General features: G+C 43.7%; 25 protein-coding genes and 1 pseudogene. 18 read left to right on the forward strand and 8 right to left on the reverse strand.

Annotated features, from left to right (window positions below):
• Positions 1–79 precede the first annotated feature (79 nt).
• Complete coding sequence (locus RFX69_RS01625; RefSeq protein ID WP_087606942.1) at positions 80–1,678, forward strand: subtype B tannase; 1,599 nt, start codon at positions 80–82, stop codon at positions 1,676–1,678.
• 151 nt (positions 1,679–1,829) lie between these two features.
• Here RFX69_RS01625 and RFX69_RS01630 read toward each other — a convergent pair whose 3' ends face one another.
• Positions 1,830–2,618: a hypothetical protein gene (locus RFX69_RS01630; protein ID WP_228199967.1), complete on the reverse strand. Its 789-nt coding sequence runs from the start codon at positions 2,616–2,618 to the stop codon at positions 1,830–1,832.
• A gap of 109 nt (positions 2,619–2,727) precedes the next feature.
• Here RFX69_RS01630 and RFX69_RS01635 point away from each other — a divergent pair, with 109 nt between their 5' ends.
• Positions 2,728–3,621: a LysR family transcriptional regulator gene (locus RFX69_RS01635; protein WP_228267664.1), complete on the forward strand. Its 894-nt coding sequence runs from the start codon at positions 2,728–2,730 to the stop codon at positions 3,619–3,621.
• Positions 3,622–3,671: 50 nt separating this feature from the next.
• Here the strand turns inward: RFX69_RS01635 and RFX69_RS01640 are convergent, their stop codons facing one another.
• The 4 genes from RFX69_RS01640 to RFX69_RS01655 all read right to left on the reverse strand — a co-directional run bounded on the left by RFX69_RS01640 (position 3,672) and on the right by RFX69_RS01655 (position 7,461).
• Complete coding sequence (locus RFX69_RS01640; RefSeq protein ID WP_087606944.1) at positions 3,672–4,913, reverse strand: MFS transporter; 1,242 nt, start codon at positions 4,911–4,913, stop codon at positions 3,672–3,674.
• Between the two features lie 127 nt (positions 4,914–5,040).
• Positions 5,041–5,472 (reverse strand): nuclear transport factor 2 family protein, encoded by a 432-nt coding sequence (locus RFX69_RS01645; RefSeq protein WP_032053239.1) that lies wholly within the window; start codon positions 5,470–5,472, stop codon positions 5,041–5,043.
• A 130-nt stretch (positions 5,473–5,602) separates the two neighbouring features.
• A complete protein-coding gene (locus tag RFX69_RS01650) occupies positions 5,603–5,824 on the reverse strand; it encodes a hypothetical protein (RefSeq protein ID WP_032053240.1) in 222 nt (73 codons plus the stop codon).
• Positions 5,825–5,826: 2 nt separating this feature from the next.
• The gene (locus RFX69_RS01655) at positions 5,827–7,461 is read right to left on the reverse strand and encodes an NAD(P)/FAD-dependent oxidoreductase (RefSeq protein ID WP_228267665.1); all 1,635 of its coding nucleotides are present in this window, start codon (positions 7,459–7,461) and stop codon (positions 5,827–5,829) included.
• 96 nt (positions 7,462–7,557) lie between these two features.
• Between RFX69_RS01655 and RFX69_RS01660 the strand changes: the two genes are divergently transcribed.
• The 14 genes from RFX69_RS01660 (at position 7,558) to RFX69_RS01725 (ending at position 20,057) form a co-directional block, all read left to right on the forward strand.
• Entirely contained in the window at positions 7,558–7,977 is a 420-nt protein-coding gene (locus RFX69_RS01660) for a helix-turn-helix domain-containing protein (RefSeq protein WP_087606946.1), read from the forward strand.
• 229 nt (positions 7,978–8,206) lie between these two features.
• Positions 8,207–8,350 (forward strand): hypothetical protein, encoded by a 144-nt coding sequence (locus RFX69_RS01665; RefSeq protein WP_155519369.1) that lies wholly within the window; start codon positions 8,207–8,209, stop codon positions 8,348–8,350.
• Complete coding sequence (locus RFX69_RS01670) at positions 8,347–9,477, forward strand: FAD-dependent oxidoreductase (RefSeq protein WP_087606947.1); 1,131 nt, start codon at positions 8,347–8,349, stop codon at positions 9,475–9,477. The genes RFX69_RS01665 and RFX69_RS01670 overlap by 4 nt, the downstream gene beginning before the upstream one ends.
• Before the next feature lie 10 nt (positions 9,478–9,487).
• A complete protein-coding gene (locus tag RFX69_RS01675; RefSeq protein WP_087606948.1) occupies positions 9,488–10,507 on the forward strand; it encodes an SMP-30/gluconolactonase/LRE family protein in 1,020 nt (339 codons plus the stop codon).
• A 14-nt stretch (positions 10,508–10,521) separates the two neighbouring features.
• Positions 10,522–11,844, forward strand: coding sequence for a histidinol dehydrogenase (gene hisD, locus RFX69_RS01680; RefSeq protein ID WP_087606949.1), 1,323 nt, complete (start codon positions 10,522–10,524; stop codon positions 11,842–11,844).
• Positions 11,841–12,590 (forward strand): SDR family NAD(P)-dependent oxidoreductase, encoded by a 750-nt coding sequence (locus tag RFX69_RS01685; protein ID WP_087606950.1) that lies wholly within the window; start codon positions 11,841–11,843, stop codon positions 12,588–12,590. The genes hisD and RFX69_RS01685 overlap by 4 nt, the downstream gene beginning before the upstream one ends.
• Before the next feature lie 21 nt (positions 12,591–12,611).
• Positions 12,612–13,055, forward strand: coding sequence for a VOC family protein (locus RFX69_RS01690; RefSeq protein ID WP_087606951.1), 444 nt, complete (start codon positions 12,612–12,614; stop codon positions 13,053–13,055).
• Complete coding sequence (locus tag RFX69_RS01695; protein WP_087606952.1) at positions 13,052–14,038, forward strand: fumarylacetoacetate hydrolase family protein; 987 nt, start codon at positions 13,052–13,054, stop codon at positions 14,036–14,038. The genes RFX69_RS01690 and RFX69_RS01695 overlap by 4 nt, the downstream gene beginning before the upstream one ends.
• Position 14,039: 1 nt before the next feature.
• Complete coding sequence (locus tag RFX69_RS01700; protein WP_087606953.1) at positions 14,040–14,990, forward strand: NAD-dependent epimerase/dehydratase family protein; 951 nt, start codon at positions 14,040–14,042, stop codon at positions 14,988–14,990.
• 49 nt (positions 14,991–15,039) lie between these two features.
• Complete coding sequence (locus RFX69_RS01705; RefSeq protein WP_087606954.1) at positions 15,040–16,266, forward strand: MFS transporter; 1,227 nt, start codon at positions 15,040–15,042, stop codon at positions 16,264–16,266.
• A gap of 13 nt (positions 16,267–16,279) precedes the next feature.
• A complete protein-coding gene (locus RFX69_RS01710; protein WP_087606955.1) occupies positions 16,280–17,044 on the forward strand; it encodes an SDR family NAD(P)-dependent oxidoreductase in 765 nt (254 codons plus the stop codon).
• Positions 17,045–17,138: 94 nt separating this feature from the next.
• Positions 17,139–18,542 (forward strand): carbohydrate porin, encoded by a 1,404-nt coding sequence (locus RFX69_RS01715; protein WP_171291065.1) that lies wholly within the window; start codon positions 17,139–17,141, stop codon positions 18,540–18,542.
• A gap of 149 nt (positions 18,543–18,691) precedes the next feature.
• Positions 18,692–19,426, forward strand: a complete 735-nt coding sequence (locus RFX69_RS01720) for an SDR family NAD(P)-dependent oxidoreductase (protein ID WP_087606956.1) — start codon at positions 18,692–18,694, stop codon at positions 19,424–19,426.
• A complete protein-coding gene (locus tag RFX69_RS01725) occupies positions 19,407–20,057 on the forward strand; it encodes an NAD(P)-dependent oxidoreductase (protein ID WP_228199968.1) in 651 nt (216 codons plus the stop codon). The genes RFX69_RS01720 and RFX69_RS01725 overlap by 20 nt, the downstream gene beginning before the upstream one ends.
• Positions 20,058–20,123: 66 nt before the next feature.
• On the opposite strand, the gene RFX69_RS01730 is transcribed toward RFX69_RS01725, so the two are convergent.
• Together RFX69_RS01730 and RFX69_RS01735 are read right to left on the reverse strand one after the other, a co-directional pair.
• Positions 20,124–21,305, reverse strand: a complete 1,182-nt coding sequence (locus RFX69_RS01730; protein WP_087606958.1) for a multidrug effflux MFS transporter — start codon at positions 21,303–21,305, stop codon at positions 20,124–20,126.
• A complete protein-coding gene (locus RFX69_RS01735; RefSeq protein ID WP_087606959.1) occupies positions 21,302–21,778 on the reverse strand; it encodes a MarR family winged helix-turn-helix transcriptional regulator in 477 nt (158 codons plus the stop codon). The genes RFX69_RS01730 and RFX69_RS01735 overlap by 4 nt, the downstream gene beginning before the upstream one ends.
• A 241-nt stretch (positions 21,779–22,019) precedes the next feature.
• Here RFX69_RS01735 and RFX69_RS01740 point away from each other — a divergent pair, with 241 nt between their 5' ends.
• Complete coding sequence (locus RFX69_RS01740) at positions 22,020–23,018, forward strand: VOC family protein (RefSeq protein WP_087606960.1); 999 nt, start codon at positions 22,020–22,022, stop codon at positions 23,016–23,018.
• 19 nt (positions 23,019–23,037) lie between these two features.
• The gene (locus tag RFX69_RS01745; protein ID WP_032053273.1) at positions 23,038–24,198 is read left to right on the forward strand and encodes a S9 family peptidase; all 1,161 of its coding nucleotides are present in this window, start codon (positions 23,038–23,040) and stop codon (positions 24,196–24,198) included.
• A 403-nt stretch (positions 24,199–24,601) separates the two neighbouring features.
• Here the strand turns inward: RFX69_RS01745 and RFX69_RS01750 are convergent.
• Positions 24,602–25,186: pseudogene (locus RFX69_RS01750) on the reverse strand (IS6 family transposase); the annotation flags it as partial.
• Between the last annotated feature and the right edge of the window lie 206 nt (positions 25,187–25,392).

Below are 25,392 nucleotides of genomic sequence, written 5' to 3' on the forward strand. Positions count from 1 at the left end.
TCAACACACCCTAATATTTCTTCATTTTTTATTCTCATTTTTCGGCAATAATTAAACTTTAAATAGTGGTAATTCTTACATGATGAAAAAGTTCAAAATAAAACCTCTTATATGGGGAATCTTCAGTATTGCATTGAGCTCTGCAACGCTAATACATGCAGAAACACAACCAATTTCTTTGAAATTTGATCAGCAGAATTTCACAATCAAAACAATCAATGTGAATGGTTCTACACTTAAAGTACATGCCTATGAAGGCATTACTTATGTTGCCAATCCTGTTGATAAAAAATATCAAAGCATCAATATTTATATTCCTGAAGCCTATTTTGAGGGCCAATCCATCAATGGCTATAATGCCCAAAATGCGCCTATTTTTCTGCCAAATCAGGTGGGCGGGTATATGCCAGCAGAACCCGGCACGTTGGAGGAAAGACGCCCACTGATGATGAAAAATCCAAATGGGGCAGCCCCATCGGATTTACCTAAAGGGAAACCACCTGAAGGGATGTCTGGAATGGATCAATCTCAAAAGCAGCAACGTCCCAACACGATTGTCAGTGCTCTAGCGCATGGTTATGTAGTCGCTTCACCTGGAGCACGTGGTCGCACATTGCAAAATGCCCAAGGACAATATACAGGTAAAGCACCGGCTGCAATTGTGGACTTAAAGGCTGCTGTTCGTTATCTCAAGTTGAACGATTCTATAATGCCGGGTGATGCCAACAAGATTATTTCAAATGGTACCAGTGCAGGAGGAGCACTTTCTGTATTACTCGGAGCTACGGGGGATGCTAAAGATTATGAACCGTATCTCAAACAATTAGGGGCTGCTCAAAATAGCGACAAAATATTTGCAAGTTCCGCTTATGCGGCTATTACCAATCTAGAGCATGCAGATGCTGCTTACGAATGGCAATTGGCGAATGTACATCAGTATAAAAAAATTGATATCAGCATGTTGGATTATAAAGTTCAACGCAAAGAGCAAGCAGGGACTTTAACAGCCAATCAAATTCAGGTATCTCAAGATTTAAAACAATTGTTCCCTACGTACTTAAACAGTTTAAAGCTAAAAAATAAGCAAGGGCAATTACTGCAACTTGATGCAAAGGGCAATGGTAGCTTTAAAGACTATATTCAATCGCTGTTGATTCAATCTGCACAGACCGCCTTGGATCAAGGTGAAGATTTAAGCTCGTTGAAGTGGCTTACAATTGAAAATAAAAAAATCGCCAAAATTGACTATGATGCTTATCTGCAATATTTAGGACGACAAAAATTACCACCAGCTTTTGATGCCTTAGATTTATCATCGGGTGAAAATGATGAGTTTGGAACAGCAAGCATCGCTGCGCAACATTTCACGGCATATGCACTGCAACATCGAACTCAAACAGATAGCACGATGGCAGATCCTAAAATTATTGCCATGATGAACCCCATGCACTATATCGGGACTCATCAAGCGAGTACTGCCAAATATTGGCGAATTCGACAGGGCACACTGGATAAGGATACGAGTTTTGCCATTCCAGCAATGCTAGCAACCAGCCTTGCGAATCAAGGCAATTCAGTGGATTTCTCTCTGGCTTGGAATCAACCTCATGCTGGAGACTATGACCTGAATGAGTTATTTAACTGGATAGATCAAATTGCACATCCATCTATGCCATAAATTTTTCTGAACAATTAGATCGTGTTCGCGACTCATTTAGGTGAATGCGATCTTATCTATGCAATCTTTGGACAAAAAAAACAGCCTTTAGGACTGCGCTGTCGCATAAAGGCTGATCAAGGGTAAATCTATTTATCTGTGTGTACGCTAGTTATTCAGCTTTATCCATTGCTTTTGCTTGTGCACCACCCGCAACTGAATATGTAATTGGAACTTTACGCGTTGCCAAGAACTGTTCCAGAGTTTCTCCACGGAATGATGCATAGACTTGCGGGTTCGGTACGCCTAACACAGCTGCCATTTTCTCTAAAACAAAGAAACTCACACCTCTACGAATCATTTCAATCCATTTTCGTTCACGAATCAGGGTTTTCTCTTCATCATCTAAGCCGCGTTCATTGGCAAGAGCTTCGAAGTCGGTTAAAAATCTCGTACGATGTTGCGGAAGTACCAAATCATGTAAGAAAGCGTTAATGCGTAAATTGGCATGGCTCACTGCATGCGTTAGAGGATAAGTCCCTTTAAGCAGTTCAGCCCCTTGTAATTCATAGTCCAAATGCTGACGATACGCCTCAATTTCATCTGGTGTTGCCGCTTCACCTAAATCTTCAAACACTAGCGTGGCAATATTGGTGACTGATGGCGCATAGTTTTGTTTGTGAATCAGTTTGACATTGTCTGATAACGCACCACGCATAATCAGCCACATCACTACTTCCGCACCTTCCCAGCCACCCTTTTCAGCAAATTCAGCAATACGCATATTGGCTAATTTTTCAGGTTGTTTTTCTAACAAGTCAAGGAATTCAGCATCCCATTCTTCGTTCAGAAATCCTGCACGTTCGCCGTGTACCTGATGAGAAAGCCCGCCAGTTGCCATGATTGCGACATTTAAATCTTCAGGATAACTTTCAATCGCTTTACGCAAGGTTTTGCCCATTTTCGAAATCATTAATATTTTCAGTATATTTTTGATACACTGAATTGTATGATTTTCATAGTTATCAAATTTTTACAAGGAGATTTAGTTGAGATTTGATGGATTGGATTTGAATTTATTAGTTGCACTAGATATTTTGTTAACGGAAAAAAATATTACTCGGGCTGGTGAAAAATTATTTTTAAGTCAACCAGCAACTAGTGCTGCATTAGCTCGATTAAGAGATTATTTTGAAGATGATCTTTTAGTTCAAGTTGGGCGCAGTATGGTATTAACTCCAATGGGTGAAAATCTGGCTAAACCTGTAGGTGATTTATTAATTCAAATGCGTACTGTATTGAATAATAAAAATAAATTTGACCCACTAACAGCAAAACGCAAGTTCACGGTTATGGCATCTGATTATACTGGTAATGTTTTATTACCTCGATTAAATCAATTGCTTTATCGTTTGGCTCCACAATGTTCAATTGAACAGCTGATGCCATCTTCAGAAGCAGAAAAGCAAATTGAACGTGGGAAAGTTGATATTTTACTTTTACCTAGTTTAAGTATTTTAGATGAGCACCCGAGTTTAGATATTTTTGAAGATGAATTCGTATGTGTGATGTGGGAGCAAAATTCTTTAAAAGGAAAACAGTTAACTTTAGAAGATTATACACAGGCTGAGCATGTTGTTGTGCGCTTGGGGGCAATTAATAAGACACCGATGATTGACGATTGGTTAATTCGAAATCTAGATATTAAACGTAACGTGGCATATATTGCGACAAATTTTACTAGTGTGCCGCAATTTGTGATTGGTACACCTTATATTGCGATTATGCATAAAAAGCTGGCGTTACAATGCGCAGAATATTTACCAATTCATGTAGCTCCACTGCCATGGGAAGCTCCGAAAATTAAAATCTGTATGCAATGGAACAAGTACCAGGAAAATGATGCAGGTTTAAAGTGGTTCCGTAAACTGGTAATAGATGTCGCTGAAAAATTAGTTGTGTAATCTGAGTTCAAAAGGGTTGGTTTTAACCCTTTTGAATATTTATTAATGAATTAATAAGCTGTTGTTTTTGCTTTCAAAATAAAACGACGCAGTACATCGAAAGCAATACAAAATACTGCAAAGGCAAGCAGTAACGGACCAAGTTGAGCCAATGTATGTTGTAAGCTACCTGTAAAACCATTGAAATATACAATTAATATTGGGCTAAAAAACATCCCAAAATTATAAAAACTGTTCCATATTCCTGTGCCCAGACCGCGTTTGGCTTGAGGTAAATGGCGCATATTCCAAAAGGTAACTGATGGCAATAAAATTCCCGAACCGAAGCTATTAATGATGGCATAAATTAAAACTTCATTTGCACTTTGAGCATTGGACAATAAAATAAAACTAAAACCAATTAGACCAAATCCAATCAATAGGTTGAGAGAAATTGGCGTTGATTTTTTTATCATGTATTGCACGGTAAGCGTACCTAAAACTATAAATACGGTTGAAAGTGCTGCAATATTACCAGCCGTTTTGGGTGAACTTTCACCAATTGCATTTAATAAATACGGAATTTGAATTTGTAAAATCATGAAGGTCACGGCAGCAATAAAAGCTGTGATCCAGATACCTAGCATAAAATTAGGACGGAACGTGATTGTTTCATCAGTACTTTCCGCATTGAGATAGTCATGATTACTGTTTTTGACTTTCGGTTCCCATAAAAGAATTTGACCAAGAACAGCAAAAATTAAAGGTACTGCATAGACAATAAATGCAAGGCGCCAGCTAATTCCACCTAAATATCCACCAAGTGCAAAAAAGAAAATTGCAGAAGTTGATGCAGCAGTCACTTGTAATGCCAAATAACGTTGTCTCAACGTTGGGGAATAATAGTCACCAATTAGTGTGGTACTTACTGTAAGTACAACAGCCTCAAATACACCTAAAATGACACGAGAGCTCAGAAGAAAATAAAAATTATCTAAGAACATGGGAGCTATTCCCACCATGCCATAAGCCACGGTGGAAAGGATGAGTAATTTTTTACGACCAAACTTGTCTGTGAGGAATCCAACCAGCGGGCTAACAATCGCCATGACTAAACCCGGAATGGTTAGAGCAATCGGAGTTAAATACTCAATATGCGGTACATGGGCAAAGTGTTGCTGAATTTTAGGGAGGCTGGGTGCCATGACAATGGCTGCCATCGGCGACAAGCAGACAAATAGCAATAACAGCAGTGTGGTAAAGCCAGACTTAATCCCAACCACTTTTTCAATGGTCGTTTTTCCTTGATTCATAATTCCCTCGATCTTCAACAGATGTGAGAAAGGGCGTATTGTTCTGATCTTGATAAGGCAGAAAAATAAATGGTATCGCGTCCTTTCTCACCGTTTCGAACATATCCTTGTTTAGGGTGTAATCGGCTTAATGGGGCATGCCAATATTGGTTTTTGTGCCATCGGCATCGGTTTTGATGAAATTAAAATAAGACACATGGACTTCATAAAATTTCTGATTTTCATCGATTTTATAAAGAATTAAGCCGTGAAAATCGAACTGTTGTCCCTGTTTGATTTCACCAAATGGCGTTTCAGTTTTATCTTCTGGAACATCAAAATGCGTGTGAAGCTCAATCACCAGACGGTTGTCATTGACGGGTAAATATTCTTTGACGTTGAGCGTTTCCTTCATCACGCTCCAGATCTGGCGGTAATGTTCTTTGACGGCTTCGACACCTTCAAAAATTAGACCGCCATTAAACATTTTGATATTGGGGGCAAAAAACTCTTCAAAACCTGAATGGTCTTGCTGATTAAATTTACCGATATAATTGTTTAGAAAATACTGTTGATCCATGTGCAATGTTCCATGCTTGGTGGTGTTGTTTTGACATCATGTCAATTTATGCGGATTTATTGTTTTGGATGATTCATCCCGATCCTTGGATCGGAATGAATGAGCGAGGATGAAGAAAATGGTATGGATGCTATTTCTTGCGTCCAACTGAAGCACGAAACAGTAAGGTAATTAAAAATAAAACCGTTTTAAAATTGAGGAGCTTTAGCGCAGCACGAGCCTCCTCAGGTCTGAGTTTTGCCGTCATCGGCATTGCGCCAAAAATCTTGCCTTTTAAAATCAGCTCGTTGCCATTACGTTCAATGGTGCTGACATTCATCAGTTCGCTATTGTCATTTCCATAGACTTTCATAATTAGTTTCCTACTACTTTGTCGAAATCAATATTCATGTCATCAAACATTTTGATGGCTGTTGCACGGCCTGCACCAAATACGCCACCGCCTGGGTGCATGAATGGACCAACTAGATACATGTTATCGAGACCAGGCACGGTTAAGCGGCCTAAGTCAGGAGTTGGACGATGTGCGAAACATTGGTAAAAATAAGGGGCTACACCATGTACATCACCGCGAACCATAGAATTTGGTGAGCTGCGTTCCAGATCTAGTGGGGAATGGAAGCTACGCGCAATAATGTTGTCCGAAGTCAGGTTCTTCACATATTTGCGATAAGCCGCCAGACTGAGTTCACCAAATTCTTCCTTGTATTCATCCCAACGCGCTGAACCACCTTCGGCAAGATCATACGGAGCGAAAGTAATGCCGTGGAACATACCTTTGCCCGCAGGGACACGCGTCGGATCATTCAGGCTTTCATCACCCCCTGCCACCAAGCGACGTTTTGAGACTTTACCGCGACGCAGTTCGTCGAAGTCATCCATCAGTTCAGACAGGTTTTCTGTGCTGAGCATAGTCAGCATGGTGCCTTTGCTGACATCTTTATGTGCGTAAAACTCGGCAGGGTTGTGCAAGTCATAGTGACTGACGAACAAGCTAAATGGCGCAAGTGAGGCATTTTTGGCGCGACGTACCACGTTTTCATCTAGCCCATCGATAAAGCGATCAATGACATGTGGATGCAGCGCGCCAATCACACCATCTTTGGCATAAATTTTTTCGCCATCACGCATTTCCACGCCAACCGCTTTGCCGTTGGAGGTCAGGACTTTTTTCACTTCAGCATCTAGACGAACATCACCGCCATAATGTTTAAAACAGCGCTCCAAGGCTTCAGACAATTTGCCACTGCCACCTACTGGTTGCGAAACGCCATAGGTATGCATGATGCCAACAAAGACAAACAGTCCCATGCCTGTGCCGAGTTCGTCAGGCAATTGCAGGTTTTCAGCCAATACCCGCAGCAAATGCACTTTGACTTTGTCATGTACAAACAGGCGGTTGACGATTTCATAGGTGCTGCGCTGCATGTAGTCAAACATTTCGCGACCTTCTTCACTCTGGTCGAGCATGGCGACCATCGCACCCATCGGGAGGGGCGGTGAATAAAAACCTGACAGAAACATCGGCAATAATGAAGCCGCTTTTTGTGCTAACTTACGATAGGTTTCAGCATCTTTCGGAGAGATTTGGGCAATTGATTCGCAGGCTTTATCCAAATCTTTGTAGCAAATAATCGAACTGCCATCATCGTAAACTGAGGCATATGGCACGTCTGAATAATTGTACTTCAAGCCAAATTTGGAAAATAAACCGAGTTCGTCCTGACGGATCATTGGGTTGCCTTGAATCATGATATGTACGCTAGAGTGTTCATCATGCCAGAAGCCTGGGGTATTTAGTTCACGCGTCGATACACCACCACCCACATAAGATTTTCGCTCTAAAATTAGGACTTTCTTTCCTGCTTTCGCTAAATAGGAAGCGGCAGTTAATCCGTTATGTCCAGCGCCAATCACAATTACATCATATTGAGACATCATGTCACTCCTTTCCTTTTTTCGTTTTAAGCTGTGATTGGGGCTAAGCATAAAGACAAAAAATCGGATGCGGAAGACAGCACTTTTTTGTATGCTAGTTACATAAATGTTCGTTATGTAAGATGTTTTTTAAAGGAAGTTGCCACAATGCATGGGTTGCAATCACAACAGCAGATTGAGCTAGAAGAATTTCGTAAACGTGTGCACCAAGGTAACGACCCGCATGGTCCAGTTCGTGAAACCATGAGCCGTTTAGGTGACCGCTGGACACCGTTGATTTTAATGATTTTACGTACGGGAATTTTACGTTATACCCAGTTACTCAAAGAGATTAACTCGATGGCAGACTCGCCTGTATCACAGCGTATTTTGACCTTAAAGTTGCGTGCCTGTGAGCGTGATGGTTTTATTCAGCGCACCGTGATTCCGACGGTGCCGCCTCAGGTGGAGTATGGTTTGACTGAGTTGGGGCAGGCGATGGTACAGGAACTGAATCGATTAATTGGCTGGCTAGAAGTGCATGAAGCACAAATAAAAGCTTGTCGAGCTGAATACGACGCCCAGTAGGTTGATATGTATTTCTAGAATAAATTTTATACGTTATTAAAAATAATAAAATTAATCAGTCAATTTTATTCAAATCTTTCTCAAACCTGCTACTTCAGATACTGAGTTTTCTGATGGTAGAGGTTTATTTTTATAAAAATAATTCAAGGCAATCATTCAATCACATCTATGTATTTGTTGTGTGGATACAAGCAATCTAAATAATAAATTTTATGAATGGTTATGCAGCATGTATTTTAGCTTCATGGAACAGCGCAAAGCGATTGGATTTAATCCTCTCGATTTTGCCAATACAGAAACAGCCATTTGGAACAAGGAGTTGCGTGTCCAATTGCCGATTCTAAATGGAACATGGAGTGTAGAAAAATCATGAGTGCACTAAAAAAAGTATTAATCGTTGGCGGTGGAATAGGTGGTTTATCCACTGCAATTGCACTACGAAAAGCAGGAGTTGCTCAGGTCGACGTCATTGAAATCAATGCTGAACCTAAAGTTTATCATGTCGGCATTGTGGTTCAGGCAAACTTCATTCGTGCCATGGCTGCACTAGGGATTGCTGATGAAGCGGTTCAAGCTGGCTTCCCTTATCAGGGTTTACGTATCTGTAATATTGATGGTGAAGTTAAAGCGGAATTGAGTGGTGCACCGCTTGCGGGTGAACAATATCCTGCCAATTTAGGTCTGACCCGACCAGCCTTACATAAAGTGCTCTTAGATGCGATTCAAAGCGAAGGTGTGAATCTCAAATTAGGTTTGACCTTTGACGAGATTGAGCAAACCGCTGAACAGGCCACTGTGAGTTTCACCGATGGTACGCAAGACAGTTATGACTTGGTGGTCGGTGCAGATGGCGTGTATTCCAAAGTCCGCAGTCAGGTATTTGGCGAACAGTATAAGCCAAAATTTACAGGACAAGGCGTATGGCGCTATAACCTGCCACGACCAAAAGACTTACTGTATTCGCACATGTTTGAAGGCAAGTCGGGTGGGAAAGTCGGCTATACCCCATTGACCGAAGACAGCTTATATATTTTGGCGGTATGGGAAGAACCTGGTAATCCATTCTTTGATCCAAACAGCCTTGCTGAAGAATTCCAGAAACGTCTGGATGGTTTTGGGGGCTTGATTCCTGAATTAAAACAGCAAATTACTGACCCAAGCCAAGTAGTTTATCGCCCGCTGGAAGCAATCTTGATGCCTGCACCGTGGTACAACGGACGCGTGCTGTTGATTGGCGATGCAGCACATGCCACCACACCACATATGGGGCAGGGTGCAGCACAAGCCGTTGAAGATGCCGTGGTTCTGGGTGAATTGGCAGCCTCCGCACCTGATGTGCAGCATGTACTTGATGGCTTTATGGAACGTCGTTATCAGCGCTGCAAATTTATCAATGAAGGGTCAATCCAGATTGGTGAATGGGAACAGCGCCCAACGCCTGACGCCAACTTTGCCGGCATGATGGCTAAAATGATTGAAGTCACTTCGCAGCCGATTTAAGGAGATGAGCATGCAACAAAATCCTTTAAAAAGCTGGACGCTGAATGTAGATGATATTCAATTTATTGGTCAGGATTTACAGCGTCCCGAGTGCATTATTGCTCAGCCTGATCATTCACTCTGGGTCGCCGATGCTCGCGGTGGTGTGATGCACATCGACGCGCAAGGACAACAGACTTTAATCGCTCCTGAAATTGAAGTTCAGGAAGATGCCAGTTTTGAGGATCGCTATGTCAAGGCACAGGGTGCTTCGCTGCCGAATGGCATGGCAATGACCGATGAAGGTGACTTTATTATTTGTAACTGGGGTTTAGACCGCATTGAAAAGTTACATAAAAACACCGCACAGGTAGAAGTACTTTATGACCAACTGAATGGTCAACCTTTAGGAAAAACCAATTTCCCGTTAATTGATTCAAAAGGACGAATCTGGTTTACCGTAACCACCACCATGCAGCCGTGGACTGAATCCATCAATTCTGATGAGCTGGATGGCTATATTGGCGTGATTGATGAAAATGGCATTCGCGTGGTGGCTGAACAGCTCGGCGGTGCAAATGAAATCCGATTCGATGACAATGAGGAATGGTTATATGTGGTTGAAAGTAATGTACGACGTATTACCCGTTTTCGGGTTGCTGATGATGCAACTCTGTCTGATCGTGAAGTTTATGGACCTGAAGAACTCGAAGGATTCCCAGACGGATTTGCTTTTGATGTCTATGGGAATTTATGGGTAACTCTGGTGATGGTGGACAAACTAATCGCGATTACGCCTGAACAGGAGGTCGTGACTATTTTGGATGACAGCCATCCTGAAGCCAATGCTCGACTCAATCAGCATTATAAAACCAAGACATTAACCCCCGAAATTATGCAGGCATCGCGCGGCAAACTCGCGCCGTGGATGGCCAGTATTACCTTTGGTGGGGCAGATTTAAAAACCGTGTATTTAGGCAGTTTGCAAGGCACGCGAATTCCATTTTTCCGTTCGCCTGTGGCAGGACAAAAATTAAGACATTGGAAATAAAGGAGTAGATCCACATGATTCGACATCTCAAAAAAGGCAAACCTGCCGAAGTGAAAGCAGAGCTCAATACCCAAGTGCGTCAGACGGTTGAAGACATTATTCAGGCGATTGAACAGCGTGGTGAAGCAGCGCTACGTGAATACTCGGAAAAATTTGACCGCTGGAATCCTGAAACTTTTCGTTTGAGCCAAGCTGAAATTCAAGCCTGCATCGACAGTTTGTCGAAACAAGCGATTGAAGACATTAAATTTGCTCAGGCCCAAATCCGCCGTTTTGCCCAAATCCAGTTGCAGTCCATGCGTGATGTAGAAGTGGAAACCTTGCCGGGTGTGGTGTTGGGACACAAAAATATTCCAGTGAATTCGGTGGGTTGTTATATCCCAGGTGGTAAATATCCATTGCTGGCATCGGCACATATGAGTGTCTTGACGGCAAAAGTGGCAGGCGTAAAACGTGTGATTGCCTGTGCGCCACCATTTGATGGCAAACCATCCCCTGAAATTATTGCCGCGATGGCGATGGCTGGTGCAGATGAAATTTATGTGATGGGCGGGGTGCAGGCGATTGCAGCCATGGCACTTGGTACAGAACAGATTGCCCCAGTGGATATGATTGTCGGGCCGGGTAATGCCTTTGTTGCTGAAGCGAAACGTCAGCTCTATGGTCGTGTCGGAATTGACCTGTTTGCAGGACCAACCGAAACCATGGTGATCTGTGATGACAAGGTCGATGCGGAGCTGGTTGCAGTGGATTTGCTAGGGCAAGCGGAACATGGTCCAACGTCACCAGCCTATTGCGTAACCACCAGCCAAAAAATTGCCGATGAATTGCCTGCTGCGATTGAGAAAGTCTTGGCACGTTTAGATACAGCACCGATTGCTAGCGTGTCATGGCGCGATTATGGCGAAATTATCCTGTGCGACACAGATGAAGAAATGCTGGCAGAATCCGAGCGTATTTGTAGTGAACACGTGCAGGTCATGACCAAAGACCCTGACTGGTTCTTAGAACGTATGACCAGTTATGGCGGTTTGTTTTTGGGACATCGTACTAATGTGTCGTATGGCGACAAAGTCATTGGGACCAACCACACCTTACCAACCATGGGCGCAGGACGTTACACAGGTGGTTTGTGGGTCGGTAAATTTATTAAAACCCATACTTATCAGCGTATTTTGACCGATGAAGCCAGTGTGGCAATTGGTGAAGTGTGTTCACGTCTCTGTGCACTGGAACATTTCTCTGGGCATAAAGAACAGGCCGATATCCGTGTGCGTCGTTTGAAGCCAAGCACAACAGAACATACAGTGCCTACGATTGTTGAGGCGAGCGCATGAAACTGGCAGGTCGAGTTGCCTTAGTCACGGGTGCGACAGGCAGCTTGGGACACAGAATCTGTTTGGCTTTGGCAGCACAGGGCGCAAGCATTGTGGTGGGTTATAACCAGTCTGCCGAGAAAGCCCAGCAGGTGCTCGACAGCTTGCCTGAGGTGGAACAGGGGCATTTGTTGGCGGCAGCACCTGTCACCAACAGCGCTGCCTTAGCCGATTTGGCAAGCCAGATTCAGCAGCACTTTGGACGTTGTGACATGGTGGTGAACTGTGCAGGCACCACGCGCTTTGTTGAACATGCTGACCTTGCTAGTCTGGAGGATGCTTTGATTGATACGATTTTTACCACTAATGTTCGCGGGGCAATTGCAGTGGTACGTGCCTTACAACCACTACTTCAGCAAAGTGATGATGGTTTGATTGTGAATATCAGTTCTATCGCCGCACGTACTGCGATGGGCAGCAATATTGCCTACTGCGCTTCTAAAGCGGCACTAGACAATCTGACCATTTCACTGGCACGTGCCCTAGCACCCAAAATTCGTGTGGTTTCGGTTGCACCAGGTCTGTCAGATACCGAGTTTGTTAAAGGCTTAGACCAAGACTGGCGGAACCTGCAAGCCCAGTCAACACCACTAGGACGTCTAGCACTGCCTGAAGAAGTCGCTGCGGCAGTTGTTGCGGTAGCTACCCAGCTCACCTTTACCACAGGCGCGATTATTCCTGTCGATGGTGGGCGGCAGATTTTATAAAACAATAGGGAAAACAGCACGATGAGCAAGGATGTTTTTGCGTGGAAACCCCATCATGGTGGGATTAGCGTAGCCGATCTGGATGAGAGTATTGCGTGGTATTGCGATTACTTGGGGTTTGAACTGGAAAAAAAGCAATTCATTGAACAGATTCCTGCACAAATTGCCTTTATTCAACGCGGTGATTTTCGCATTGAACTGTTTGAATTGCCCAATGCCAAACCACTGCCAGACGAGCGCCGTATGCCGAACCTCGATGTGCAAACCCACGGGCATAAACATTTGTGCTTTGCTGTGCAAGATGCCAAACAGGCGTTTGCCGAGCTTCGAGAAAAAAATGCTGACATTGTGTTTGAAGCAGTGATTGGCGGAACAGCAATGGGATTTTTGCGGGATAACACTGGGAATTTGATTGAACTGATTGAATATCCTGATTTATGGAACAATGAGGGAACAGTAAAATGAAATTGGCAACACTCAAAGATGGTAGTCGAGATGGCCGCTTGGTCATCGTTTCTAAAGATTTAAAAACCGCGACTTTGGCAACAGGCATTGCGCTTACCTTACAAGATGCTTTGGAAAACTGGGATGAAGCCGAGCCAAAGCTGCAACAAAAATATACTGCCCTGAATGATGCAATTGAACAAGATGCCTTTGCTTTCGATACTACTCAAGCTATGGCGCCCTTGCCACGTGCTTATCAATGGGCAGATGCCTCAGCATTTTTAAATCATGGTTCATTGATGGAACAGGCATTTAAACTCGACATTAAAAAAGACAAAGGCGTGCCGATTATTTATCAGGGTGCGGGCGATGACTTTTTGGGAGCCTGTGATGATTATCCTGTACCAGGTGAAGAACATCAGATTGATTTTGAAGGTGAAGTTGCTGTCATTCTGGATGATGTGCCAATGGGCGTACAGGCTGAACAGGCTGAAAAACATATCAAACTGTTTATGTTACTCAACGATGTCAGTCTGCGTGCGCACCTGTTTAAAGAAGTCAGCATTGGCTTCGGTCCGCTACGCGCTAAACCAAGTACCGTATTTGCGCCTGTTGCAGTCACACCTGATGAGTTGGGCGATGCGTGGCATGACGGACGCATTAAACTGCCTTTAGAAGTTCAGTGCAATGGCGAGTGGTTTGGACATCCGAATGGCGAGGAAATGAGTTTTTCTTTCCCTGAACTGGTGATGCATTTGGCACGTACCCGTAACCTGAAAGTCGGCACAATTTTAGGCTCAGGCACATTTTCCAATCAGAACTATAAAGAAGTCGGTTCAGCATGTTTGGCAGAAAAACGCGCCATCGAAATTATTGAACTGGGTGAGCCAAAAACGCCATTTTTGAAATTTGGCGACCGCTTGCAGTTTGAAATGAAAGGGCAGGACGGACAAAGCATTTTTGGCAAAATTAACCACCAATTTGTTCCGTATCAGGAGGTGTAACATGCACATTCTCGTGACAGGCGCAAATGGTTTTGTCGGGTCGAACTTGGTCAAAGCCTTGCTGGAGCAACAGCAAGAACTGTCCAACTTTAGCCGACTCAGTCTGCTGGACTTACAGTTTCAGGAACGTAGTGCCGATCCGCGCGTGGCGTATTATCAGGGTGATTTTTCTGATACGGCTTTGATTGAGCAAGCCTTGGCACAACCTGTGGATGTGGTGTTTCATTTAGCCAGTATTCCGGGCGGTATGGCCGAGCAAAATTATGAACTCAGCCGTAAGGTCAATGTCGATGCAATGCTGTTTTTATTTGAACAGCTCAAGCAACAAGGCAACTGTCCGCGCGTCGTATTTGCCAGCACCATTGCCGTGTATGGTTCGGACTTGCCAGAACAGGTTGATGATGACACCCCGCTAAAACCGCATTTGACTTATGCAGGGCAAAAACAGTTTGGCGAAATTGTGCTAGATGATTTTAGCCGTAAAGGCTGGATTGATGGTGTCGCGGTACGTTTACCGGGAATTGTGGCACGACCACAGCAGCCATCGGGATTGCTCTCAGCCTTTATGAGTGATGTGTTCTGGACGCTGTCACAGCAACGCACTTTTGCTTGCCCAGTTTCACAGCATGCGGTGGCATGGTGGATGTCAGTGAAATGCTGCGTGGACAATTTAATTCATGCCGCAAGTCTGCCTAAAGAACAGTTACAGCAAGACCGTCGTGTCTTTACCTTGCCTGTGCTGCGCCTGAGCATGCAGCAGGTGGTGGATGGCTTGGCCCAAGAATTTACCTTAAATACCGACACGCTGGTCAGCTTCGACAGCAATAACCCACAACTTGAGAAAAATTTTGGCGCATACCCTGAGATTCATACCCGACGGGCAGATGCACTTGGCTTTAAACATGACGGATCTATCCAAAATCTCATTAAAAATACTTTAAATCTCGACTGATAGTTCTCAAAAGCTTGAGTCAGATTCATAAACCAAGGAGTGGTTTATCATGAACATGATTAGCGATAACTTCGAATCAAAAAGTAAGTTTGTTGCCTATTTACTGCTGATTCTCAACTGTTTGTCTCCGATGGCGGCGATTGTGATTGCCCCGAGTCTGCCACAAATGCAGGCTGAGTTTTCCCATATTCCCAATGTGGAGTTTTTAGTCCCGATTGCCCTGACGATTCCGGGGCTGTTGGTGGCATTGCTCAGCCCTGTGGTTGGACTGTTTGCCGACAAATACGGACGGAAAAAGATGCTGGTCATGGCGACCTTTATTTATAGCCTGATCGGTGTGTTGCCTCTGTTTCTGCACAGCCTTTACGCCATTATTGGCAGCCGTGTGATTCTTGGTATGGCCGAAGCGGTGATTGTGACCATCAGTACGACTCTGATTGGTGATTATTATTCGGGTGCGGTGCGTCAGCGTTATCTAGCTTTACAGACCACCTTTGCATCGAGTTCGGCAATTCTATTTTTCATGATTGGTGGTGCGCTCGGTGAGTTTGGCTGGCGCGTACCGTATGCGGTATATGCGGTGCCTGTAGTGCTGGGGATCTTGGGTGCATTTATGTTGTGGGAACCTCAGCAGCACAAAATGTCTGCCGATGATGACCATGAAGCGCAAGCTGTGACCTTTCAGCCAAAACTGTTGTTTTTCATCTGTGTCATGACCTGCATTGGCGCATTGGCATTCATGATTTTACAAATCCAGATGGCATTTATTTTGGGTTCGATTGGCGAGACTTCACCGAAAGTAGCAGGCAATATTTCTTCTGCATGTAGTGCCTTGATTGTGGCTGGGACATTGAGCGTGCATGTGTTTTCACGCTTGAAGTTTAAAGTCGGACATAACCTGTTTATTGCTTTTGGTCTGATTGGGCTCAGTTTCTTACTGATGTCACATGCAACTTCTGCCGATCAGATTTTACTCTATGCTTTGTTGAATGGCTTTGGCTGTGGTCTGTTGTTACCGACTTTGGCAATCTGGAACATGAAAAATCTGCCTTGGTTTAAACGTGGTATTGGGACAGGCATGTGGTACGGCAGTTACTGTTTAGGTATGTTCTTTAGCCCGATTCTGTTTGTTGCGGCGACTAAGTTTACAGGGAATCTGTTCAATACCTTGACATTGGCAGGTTGGGTGCTGATTCCACTGGCATTGATTGCCTTGGTTCTCGGATTTGTGAAAGGAACATCAACTCAACCCATCGCAACACCAGACAAGGCATAGGTAAGGAAATCATATGCAGCAGCGGCTACACAACAAAGTGGCAATCGTCACAGGAATAGGTAACGGCATCGGCAAAGCCTGCGCGCTGATGTTTGCAGCCCAAGGAGCACAGGTCATGGGCTGTGACATTGTCACCGAACTGACCGAGCAGACTCAGGCACAAGCTCAGCAACAAGGGTTAGAGATCAGCATTGCAACTTGTGATCTGACCCAGCCTGAACAGGTTCAGGCGCTGGTCGTGGCAACCATCGAAAAGTTTGGTCGAATAGATGTATTGGTGAATGCCGCTGCATTTGCCCATTTTCATCCGATTGAGGAACTGAGTTATCAGCACTGGAAACAGACCTTGGTCGGTGAGCTGGATGTGGTGTTTTTGCTGTGCAAGGAAGCATGGCATGCCCTGAAACAGCAGGGCGGTTCAATCATTAACTTTGCTTCAGCCAATGCATGGATGGCACTGGAAGGCTCACCTGCCTTGGCGCACTGTGCAGGCAAGGGCGGTGTTTTGGCAATGACGCGGCAACTGGCTATGGAAGGCGGTGCTGATCAGATTCGGGCGAATACGATTTCCCCAGGGCTGATTGAAACTGCAGCAACGCAGGCACACATGCAAGAAGACCCTGCCTTTAAGCAGCAAGCGTTAAGCAAGCAGATTTTGCGACAGCGCATCGGTCGACCCGAAGACATTGCATGGGCCGCGATTTATCTCGCATCGGATGAGTCGGCATGGGTCACAGGTACAGACCTGCGGGTCGATGCAGGTGCAACAGCATCTTAACCTTTTAAAACCATGAATTAAATCAACAATTGATCGGGCTGTTTACAGCCCAATAGGGATGTTTTGCCCTAAAAAACACAAGAAAGGATTTCTTATGAAAAAAACAGTTTTGATGCTTTGTATGTTCGGCAGCATTTACAGTTCAATGGCAATGGCAGAAACCACGGACAATCTGGTTGCCGCAGCAGATCCTGATGCGGGTACTAATTTTCGCATTGGGCCACGTGTTGCCAGCCCTGAATCGACGGCACCTGTGCAAGACAACAAATTATTTTCCAAGCAAGGACAATGGTTGTCGGATCATGGTGTTTCACCGCATGTTGGACTGACAGAGGTGTATTTGGGTAATCCAAGCGTGGGTACACAAACCAACAACTATGAATCGCTGTCGCTGATTTCAGTGGGTGCAGACTTTGATCTGAATAAAATCATTGGCTTGCAAGGTGGCTATGTTCACTTCGAAGAACTGTTTGTGCCGTGGACACATAACCTTGGCTATGGCGGTCAGGCAGCCAGTGTGATTGCAGGCAAACCCGGTCCGTATATTCCCAAAGTGTCGCACTTGACGTTATTCACTTATGAACAAAAACTGCTGGATGACAAGCTGTCGATTGAAGCGGGTAAAAGCAATGCAGGCAACTACATGGCAACCCCGATCTGTAATACAGGCTTTACCTGTGTGAATGCGATTTTGCAGGATTCGGCAGGCATTAACCCACCGCCGTATGCCAACTGGAGTACCCGTATTGCCTACAATGTCAGCCCGAAACTGCGTGTGCAGGCTGGCTGGTGGCGCAGTAACAATGCCTTCCCGTTCACCAACGGCTGGGAAGGTGATGCAGGCGATTCGGGCGGTACATTGAGTGATGTGTATTTGGCGGATGTTGCTTATAAAACTGATTTTAGTATGGAAAAATATCCTGTCACTGTAGAGGCGATGGGCTTTCATAACACCCGTGAACAGGTCAATCCGTTGACTTCAGCCACCAGTAACTCAGCCAATGGCGTGTATCTGGCAGGCAAGAAAACTTTTTGGCGTCAAGATGGCGGCAACAGCAATGACCCGAATCCAAAATCACTGGCAGTCTTTGGCGCTTTAACGCATAGCTTTGAAGAAAACACCACCAATGGGGTCGAGACACAGTTGAATACAGGCATCATCTTGAACCATCCGTTTGAATCACGTCCTTATGACAGCTACTCGGTCAGCTTTATTTGGGATCAGTTGACCAAGAGCGAACAGCGCTTCTTGCAACAGTCCTATACAGGAGCGGATAGCTACAAACCAGGACGCAATGAATATGCGATTGCACTGGATGCCAACTTCATTTTATCCGACAGTCTTGTGGTAAGCCCGTTCATTATGCGCACCTTTAACAGCAGTAGCTGGATGAACCCGACCACATCGACCAATCCAAAATCGGGGATTGCCTTGGGCGTTGCACTGCATATTCAGCTCGATACCTTATTGGGTTTCAACCCACACCCACATCCATAATTTGATTAAGTGCTGCCGATCTGGTAGCACTTTCCCGTAGGAACATTTGGGTAACCTGCCTACAAAAAAGTGCCGTCTTCTCGTGCATCAAGATTGCTTTTATGCTGGCAGGGCACAACAGGACAATATTTTAAAAACAAGGAGTGACAATGATGTCTGAAAAAGTCGTGGTTTTAACCGGTGCAGCAGGTGGTTTGGGCGCAGCATTTGCCCGCCGTCTGGCAGAACAGGGTTATCGTTTGGCACTGGTGGACTGTGTCGATATGCAGGAGCAGGTACAACAGTTGCAGGCGCTGGGCGCAGATGCTCAGGCATTTCAGTGTGATTTGAGCAATCCCGATCAGATTCAGCATACAGGGCAGAAAATCTTGCAGCAATTTGGAGGCTGCGATGTGCTGATTAATAACGCGGCATATATTCCCTTGCAAAACTTTGAAGACAGTAACTTCCTGGAATGGAAAAAAACCATGGCAGTGTCACTGGATGCGTCGTATCTGCTCAGCAAAATCTTTGCACCAAGCATGATCGAGCAGGGCTGGGGGCGAATTGTCAATTTTGCATCGAGCAATACAGGGCGACCACAAAAAGGTTTCTTGGCGTATATCGCAGCGAAAAAGGGTGTGATTGGTCTCACCCGCGCGCTGGCAGTGGAACTGGGTGATCGTGGCATTACCGTGAATGCGATTTCCCCAGGGTTGATCAAGCATGCAGGCAGTGAACATGCCTTGCCCGCAGAACTGTTTGAACATGTGAAAAACAGCCAGTTTATTAAGCGTAATGGCGAACCAACCGATTTGGCAGGCGTTTTAAGCTTTGTCATTTCCCCAGAATCTGGCTATATGACTGGGCAAGTTTTTCATGTCGATGGTGGATTTTTATTTTAAGAAAGCGAACAAGGAAAAGTACATGAAAGTTGCATTGATTGGGGCAAGCGGTATGGCTGGCTCAAGTATTTTAAATGAACTTGTGACACGTGGTCATCAAGTGACGGCAATTGCTCGTTCTCCTGAAAAAATTGCGCAGTATCAACAGGTCGAGGCAAGACAGGCGGATATTAATGACACGGCACAACTGATGCCATTACTGGTAGAGCAGGATGCAGTGATTAGCGCAGTGCATTTTACCGATACGCAGATTGAGCATTTACTGGATGCTCTGAAAGAAACCTCTGTACCACGCTATCTGATGGTCGGTGGTGCAGGGGGATTAATCCTAGAGTCTGGGCAACGCTTGGTCGATGATCCAAAATTTCCTGAGCATGTCAAACCTGAAGCTTTAGCTGGTATTGCAATTTTGGAAACACTACGCCAAGAACCTGAGTTGAATTGGACGGTGCTATCACCCTCCATGATATTTAAATCGGGTGAACGTACAGGGCAATTTCGTTTAGGCAAAGAGGAATTATTGACTAAAGATGGCATGAGCCATATTTCCACGCAGGATTATGCGGTGGCTCTGATTGATGAATTAGAGAAACCGCAGCATATTCGTGAGCGATTTACTGTTGGATATTAATATCTCTAGAGTTTAAAGTGATAGGAGGAGCTATGTTGCTAAGACATAAGCTCCTTTTTGTATGGGTTAAGCCATTTGTATTTTAGTTCTAAAGGTTATCAGATAACTTAAGCCTGCAAGTACATAACACATAAAAATCACAGTACTCATCGACAATAATGAAGTGCCAAACAAGGTAGTTAGGGGAGCAGTTACACCACCGATCGCAAACATCAAAAAGCCCAGCAAAGCAGAGGCTGTGCCTGAAAATTCATGCTGACGTTGCATTGCAAGGGCGCTCGTCAATGAACTGATACAACTCACAGTGGAAATAGTGATAAATAAGAAGCTGAGGCAAAGCAAAATTGGTGCATGTAAAGCACTCACTATCAGCAATCCTAAACTGGTAACTAGTGCAATGCCAAGTGCCATCATCAACAGTTTTTTCTCAGAAAAATAATTCAGCAATTTTGAGGTCGCGATTGCAGCAATAATCAGTCCACACCCATTTACTGCAAACAGCAGGCTATAGCTTAGAGCTGAGAAATGATAATTTTCCTGAAACACATACGAGGACGCGCCAATATAAGCAAATAGTCCACCCATCATCATACTTTGTATCAGGCATAGCCCAATAAAAACCCTATCTTTCAGGACGGTAGTAAAAGCAAGTTTAACTGACTGTTGTAACTGTTCTACTCGATTGGGTGAGTGTGACTCTGTAATGAAGAAATAGCACAGCAGAAAAATGGCTATACCTAAAATTGATAAACTGGCAAAAAGTCCTTGCCACTCGGTAAACTGTAACTGTATTCCACCAAGGACAGGTGAAAGAATTGGGGCAATCCCATTAATTGCCATAATTAAGGCAAAAAATTGTGCCAACTCTTTACCTGCATAACGGTCACTGGCAATGGCACGGGCAAGCACGGCACCACCTGCACCAGCAAAGCCTTGGATAAAGCGTATCATCACCATTTGGGTGATGTCTTGCACGAACATGCAGCCAATCGAACTTAAAGTGAATAGTGCCAATGCCAGCATCAGCGGTTTTTTACGACCAATTCGATCACTCCAAGGACCAAAAAATAACTGTCCAATACCTAAACCAATTAGGGCAGCCGTCAGACTCAGTTGAGAGAGCGGCACTGAGGTATGTAAATCACTGCTAATTTGCGGTAAGGCAGGTAGGTAAAAATCGGTACAAATTGGACCAAAAGCCGTCAGAATGCCCAAAATAATCGAATACCTGAGATATGTTGCATTCATGCTTGAACCTCTTCAATGCTTGGATTTGCTACGAAACGGGTAATCGTGGGGAGATATGGCTCAATCTGTTTCAATGTAGCTTCAAGTTGTTGTTGTAATTCGAAAGGTACAGCTGATAGCACTTGGTTATACACATCTGTAGTAATGATCTGTAATTCCCTGAGTTTGTTAAAACCAACAAGGGTAAGCGAAACCTTCTTAAGGCGACGGTCTTGTCTATCTTCGACACGTGTTACATATTCACCTTGTACCAGACGATCCACCATGCGACTTGCAGCATTGTGCGAGATCGCTGCATTTGCAGCAATTTCGGCAATGCTGCAAGAGCCTTGTTTATATAGCAGAAACAAGGTGTTGAGTTGGCTAAAAGAAAATTCACCATTTAAAGCTTTGCCCATATGTGGGAAAAGCACGCTCGCAACCAAGGCATGTAGATGATCAAGATATTGACCGAGATTTTGATTTTGTGACATATACTAAAGCTCAATTATATTCATTAAGGAATATAATGCATTAAGACATAGAAGGCAAATGAAGTCACATTCCATAATCAATCATTAATAATTTGCGGAATGGATTTGTTAAAACAAAACTATTTGTTTCATGAATACCAACCATGCATATAAAGCATTTGTGGATTGTTCAAGCGCAGACTAATCTGAATTCCATATCGTAATTCTTTAGATTGGAACGAGGACTAAAAGGAATTTAACTATGGCAATTGTTGGTATTGATACATTGCTTTATGGGGTTCAAGACCTTGAAAAAGCAACACAATTTTTAGATGATTTTGGCTTGCAACGTTTAAGCTCAAATGCTGAAGAAACTATTTATCGTCTGGCAGAAGGTTCAACGGTAATCGTACGCTCGATTGATCACGCTTCTATGCCCGATGACTCAGCATATACAGGGTTTGGTGTCAAGGAAACCATTTGGGGCGTCGATACTGAAGATAATCTGCAACGTTTGGTCGATGATTTAAAACAGGACCGTGAAGTTACTTTAGGGGATGATGGCGCTTGGCGTTTTTACTCGGATTGTGGTTTGCCTTTGGCATTGCGCGTCTTTGATCGTCAGAAAGTGATTTATTCTACTGATCCGATTAACTCATCTGGCAACATCAATCGCCTGAACCAACATCGAAAATGGCGTCGACGTGCTATTCCAAAAACCATCAATCATGTGGTTTTTGCAGTCAAAGATTATTGGAAAACCTTTGCCTTTTTTCGTGATCGTTTGAACTTTCGCATGTCTGATCATCAAAAAGGCATTGGTACCTATTTACGTGCAGATGGGGCACATGAGCATCACAACACCTTCCTATTGAACTGTGAGGTGCCGGGGGCAGGTGGAATTCCACGTTTTCATCATACCTGTTTCGGGGTTGAAGATTTTGATGAAGTCATGATTGGTTCTAATCACATGACAAAACGTGGTTGGACGCATGGTTTCTTGGGAATTGGACGACATCGAATTGGTTCTGCAATTTTCTGTTATTTCGATTCACCTGTTGGTGGGGAGACCGAATATGGTGCAGATACAGACTATTTAGATGACAACTGGGTACCACGTGAATGGGAATTCCGTTTTGGTACAGCTTCATGGATGACTAAACCTCCTGCCTTTATGATGGATGAAATTCCTTGGGATGTCGGTTTTTATCAAGGTGAAGAAGCCTACATGCGTGAACTGAAAACCGAAAAAACTGAGTAATTTATAAAGGATAAACAGGATGTTTAAATATTTTGAAACCAACTATGTTTGGAGTTTAGCTGTCGCGGCTGCAATTGAAATGGGCGCAAAAATTGGTGAAATTGAAGCCATGTGTCGTCCACTCGCAGACATTGCCAAAGAGGGAGATGACCCTGGCACAGCGGCATTTTTAGCTTCTTGGGAACAGGGTGGAGACAATCTACTGGCACTAGCGGAAGAAGATAAAGCAGCAGGGCGATTATTAAGTGCGGGTGATAAACTCAATCGAGCAGCGATTTACTACATTACCGCTGAACGAATGCAGGCACATGGTTATGCTCCGCGTAAAGCCTTATATGCCAAATTTTTAGATACCTTCCAACAAGGTATCCAACTAGCCAAAGAACAATGTGAACGCGTCGAAATTCCATATCAAGAGGGTATTATTGCGGGTTTATATACTCATGCAGAAGGGGTAAAGGGACCAACACCATGTTTAGTGGTGATTAATGGGTTAGATTCCACCAAAGAAATGGTCTATCGTGCTGGGCTATTTCCACAGCTTTTAGCAAAACGTGGTATTTCTAGTTTGTTCATTGATCAACCTGGGACAGGAGAAGCGCTACGCTTACATGGTCTGACTGCTGTAGTTGAAACAGAACAATGGGCAAGTGAAGTGGTCGATTATTTGGAACAGCGCCCAGATGTTGATGCCCTGAAAATTGGTTTACTTGGCGTTTCACTTGGTGGTTATTACTGCCCACGTGCAGTCGCATTTGAACCTCGCTTTGCATTAGGTGTGGTATGGGGTGCGAACCATAACTGGGGGGAAATGCAAAAACGTCGTTTGCAACGTGAAGGTGAAAATCCAGTGCCGCACTACTGGGAGCATGTACGTTGGGTGTGGGGAGCCAAAGACATGGATGAATTCATGGAAATCGCACAAAACGTACATCTAAATGGTGTGCTAGAAAATATTCGTGTCCCATTCTTGGTGACTCATGGTGAGGCGGATAAACAGATTCCATTGGAATATGCACACCAGTCTTATGATCAGTTGGTAAATAGCCCAGATCGTGAATTGAAAATCTTTACTGAACGTGAGGGTGGTATACAACACAGTAGTTTAGATAATACTGCAAATGCTGGTACATATATTGCGGATTGGGTTGCTACACAATTCCATGGCAATTTAGCTTAATAAGCAGTGAAATCATAAAGATTGTAGAAGTTAAGCTTAATGACTTCTGCAATCTTAACGATCAAAAAGTAAGGTATTTATATTCCATTTAACTTGCGTGTCAATATCAATGAATCAATAGGGTTGATATGGTTAACTACTAAGTAAACCGTATGCTGATATTAATGCTGAAACATTAAAAACATAGGTTGTTTAAGATCTTAATTGAGCATCATTTATCTATTATTAGTTCATGATCATTTATGATTTTTGGTCTACCCATACAAGCTAAGTGTAAGCAAAACTTGAATGCCGGGAGTGCTTTACCTTGTTTGGTGCAGTAGAACTGTAAGCGAATATAGTCTTCTTGAGGGCACTGTTGCAAATAGAGATCTGAGCTGATGATTTTCCCTTTAAAAATTACTTAAAGACCGAAAACTCTATTCACCAGATAGACTTCACCCTGAGGTTGACCATCATAAAATGATGAAGCTTGCCCTTTACGCAGTGCTCGCATCACTTCAATACCTTTGATAGTGGCATAAGCCGTCTTCATCGATTTAAAACCTAACGTCGCTCGGATGATCCTCTTTAACTTCCCATGATCACATTCGATTACATTATTTTTGTATTTAATCTGCCTGTGCTCAAGATCTGGTGGACATTTTCCTTCCTGTTTTAACCGTGATAAAGCACTTCCATATGTAGGTGATTTATCTGTATTGATCACTTTGGGAATCTGCCACTTCTTCATATTCTTTAAGATTTTCCCAAGAAAACAATAGGCTGCTTTAGTATTCCGTTTAGAAGAAAGATAAAAATCAATGGCATAGCCACATTGGTCAACTGCACGATACAGATAAGACCACTGTCCATTCACTTTTATATAAGTTTCATCAATATGCCATGAGCTCAGATCTGTAGGATTACGCCAATACCAGCGTAAGCGTTTTTCTATTTCAGGAGCATAACGTTGAACCCAACGATAAATCGTGGTGTGTGAATAGTTACCAATTTTATAGACACCTTGAAGTTAGATAAAATGATTAATAAACGAGGTGCTTATGAGCGTTCAAAAATAGGTAAAGAATAGAGAAATATGAACTTAACGTATCATGTAATCAATTTAACATAATCTGTATTATACGAAATCATACTGTAACTCCAAAATAGAAATGTCCGGTTTCTCCAAAGGGCTTTGTTGCACAAAGATTT

This window comes from Acinetobacter sp. 148, from assembly GCF_031196675.1.
Classification (GTDB): Bacteria; Pseudomonadota; Gammaproteobacteria; order Pseudomonadales; family Moraxellaceae; genus Acinetobacter; species Acinetobacter baumannii.

Bases quoted from the DNA above. Each gene is read 5' to 3' on its own strand.
- RFX69_RS01625 (WP_087606942.1), top strand. From the start codon at position 80: ATGATGAAAAAGTTCAAAATAAAACCTCTTATATGGGGAATCTTCAGT.
- RFX69_RS01630 (WP_228199967.1), bottom strand. From the start codon at position 2,618: ATGGGCAAAACCTTGCGTAAAGCGATTGAAAGTTATCCTGAAGATTTA.
- RFX69_RS01640 (WP_087606944.1), bottom strand. From the start codon at position 4,913: ATGAATCAAGGAAAAACGACCATTGAAAAAGTGGTTGGGATTAAGTCT.
- RFX69_RS01645 (WP_032053239.1), bottom strand. From the start codon at position 5,472: ATGGATCAACAGTATTTTCTAAACAATTATATCGGTAAATTTAATCAG.
- RFX69_RS01650 (WP_032053240.1), bottom strand. From the start codon at position 5,824: ATGAAAGTCTATGGAAATGACAATAGCGAACTGATGAATGTCAGCACC.
- RFX69_RS01655 (WP_228267665.1), bottom strand. From the start codon at position 7,461: ATGCTTAGCCCCAATCACAGCTTAAAACGAAAAAAGGAAAGGAGTGAC.
- RFX69_RS01660 (WP_087606946.1), top strand. From the start codon at position 7,558: ATGCATGGGTTGCAATCACAACAGCAGATTGAGCTAGAAGAATTTCGT.
- RFX69_RS01665 (WP_155519369.1), top strand. From the start codon at position 8,207: ATGTATTTTAGCTTCATGGAACAGCGCAAAGCGATTGGATTTAATCCT.
- RFX69_RS01670 (WP_087606947.1), top strand. From the start codon at position 8,347: ATGAGTGCACTAAAAAAAGTATTAATCGTTGGCGGTGGAATAGGTGGT.
- RFX69_RS01675 (WP_087606948.1), top strand. From the start codon at position 9,488: ATGCAACAAAATCCTTTAAAAAGCTGGACGCTGAATGTAGATGATATT.
- hisD (WP_087606949.1), top strand. From the start codon at position 10,522: ATGATTCGACATCTCAAAAAAGGCAAACCTGCCGAAGTGAAAGCAGAG.
- RFX69_RS01685 (WP_087606950.1), top strand. From the start codon at position 11,841: ATGAAACTGGCAGGTCGAGTTGCCTTAGTCACGGGTGCGACAGGCAGC.
- RFX69_RS01690 (WP_087606951.1), top strand. From the start codon at position 12,612: ATGAGCAAGGATGTTTTTGCGTGGAAACCCCATCATGGTGGGATTAGC.
- RFX69_RS01695 (WP_087606952.1), top strand. From the start codon at position 13,052: ATGAAATTGGCAACACTCAAAGATGGTAGTCGAGATGGCCGCTTGGTC.
- RFX69_RS01700 (WP_087606953.1), top strand. From the start codon at position 14,040: ATGCACATTCTCGTGACAGGCGCAAATGGTTTTGTCGGGTCGAACTTG.
- RFX69_RS01705 (WP_087606954.1), top strand. From the start codon at position 15,040: ATGAACATGATTAGCGATAACTTCGAATCAAAAAGTAAGTTTGTTGCC.
- RFX69_RS01710 (WP_087606955.1), top strand. From the start codon at position 16,280: ATGCAGCAGCGGCTACACAACAAAGTGGCAATCGTCACAGGAATAGGT.
- RFX69_RS01715 (WP_171291065.1), top strand. From the start codon at position 17,139: ATGAAAAAAACAGTTTTGATGCTTTGTATGTTCGGCAGCATTTACAGT.
- RFX69_RS01720 (WP_087606956.1), top strand. From the start codon at position 18,692: ATGATGTCTGAAAAAGTCGTGGTTTTAACCGGTGCAGCAGGTGGTTTG.
- RFX69_RS01725 (WP_228199968.1), top strand. From the start codon at position 19,407: ATGGTGGATTTTTATTTTAAGAAAGCGAACAAGGAAAAGTACATGAAA.
- RFX69_RS01730 (WP_087606958.1), bottom strand. From the start codon at position 21,305: ATGAATGCAACATATCTCAGGTATTCGATTATTTTGGGCATTCTGACG.
- RFX69_RS01735 (WP_087606959.1), bottom strand. From the start codon at position 21,778: ATGTCACAAAATCAAAATCTCGGTCAATATCTTGATCATCTACATGCC.
- RFX69_RS01740 (WP_087606960.1), top strand. From the start codon at position 22,020: ATGGCAATTGTTGGTATTGATACATTGCTTTATGGGGTTCAAGACCTT.
- RFX69_RS01745 (WP_032053273.1), top strand. From the start codon at position 23,038: ATGTTTAAATATTTTGAAACCAACTATGTTTGGAGTTTAGCTGTCGCG.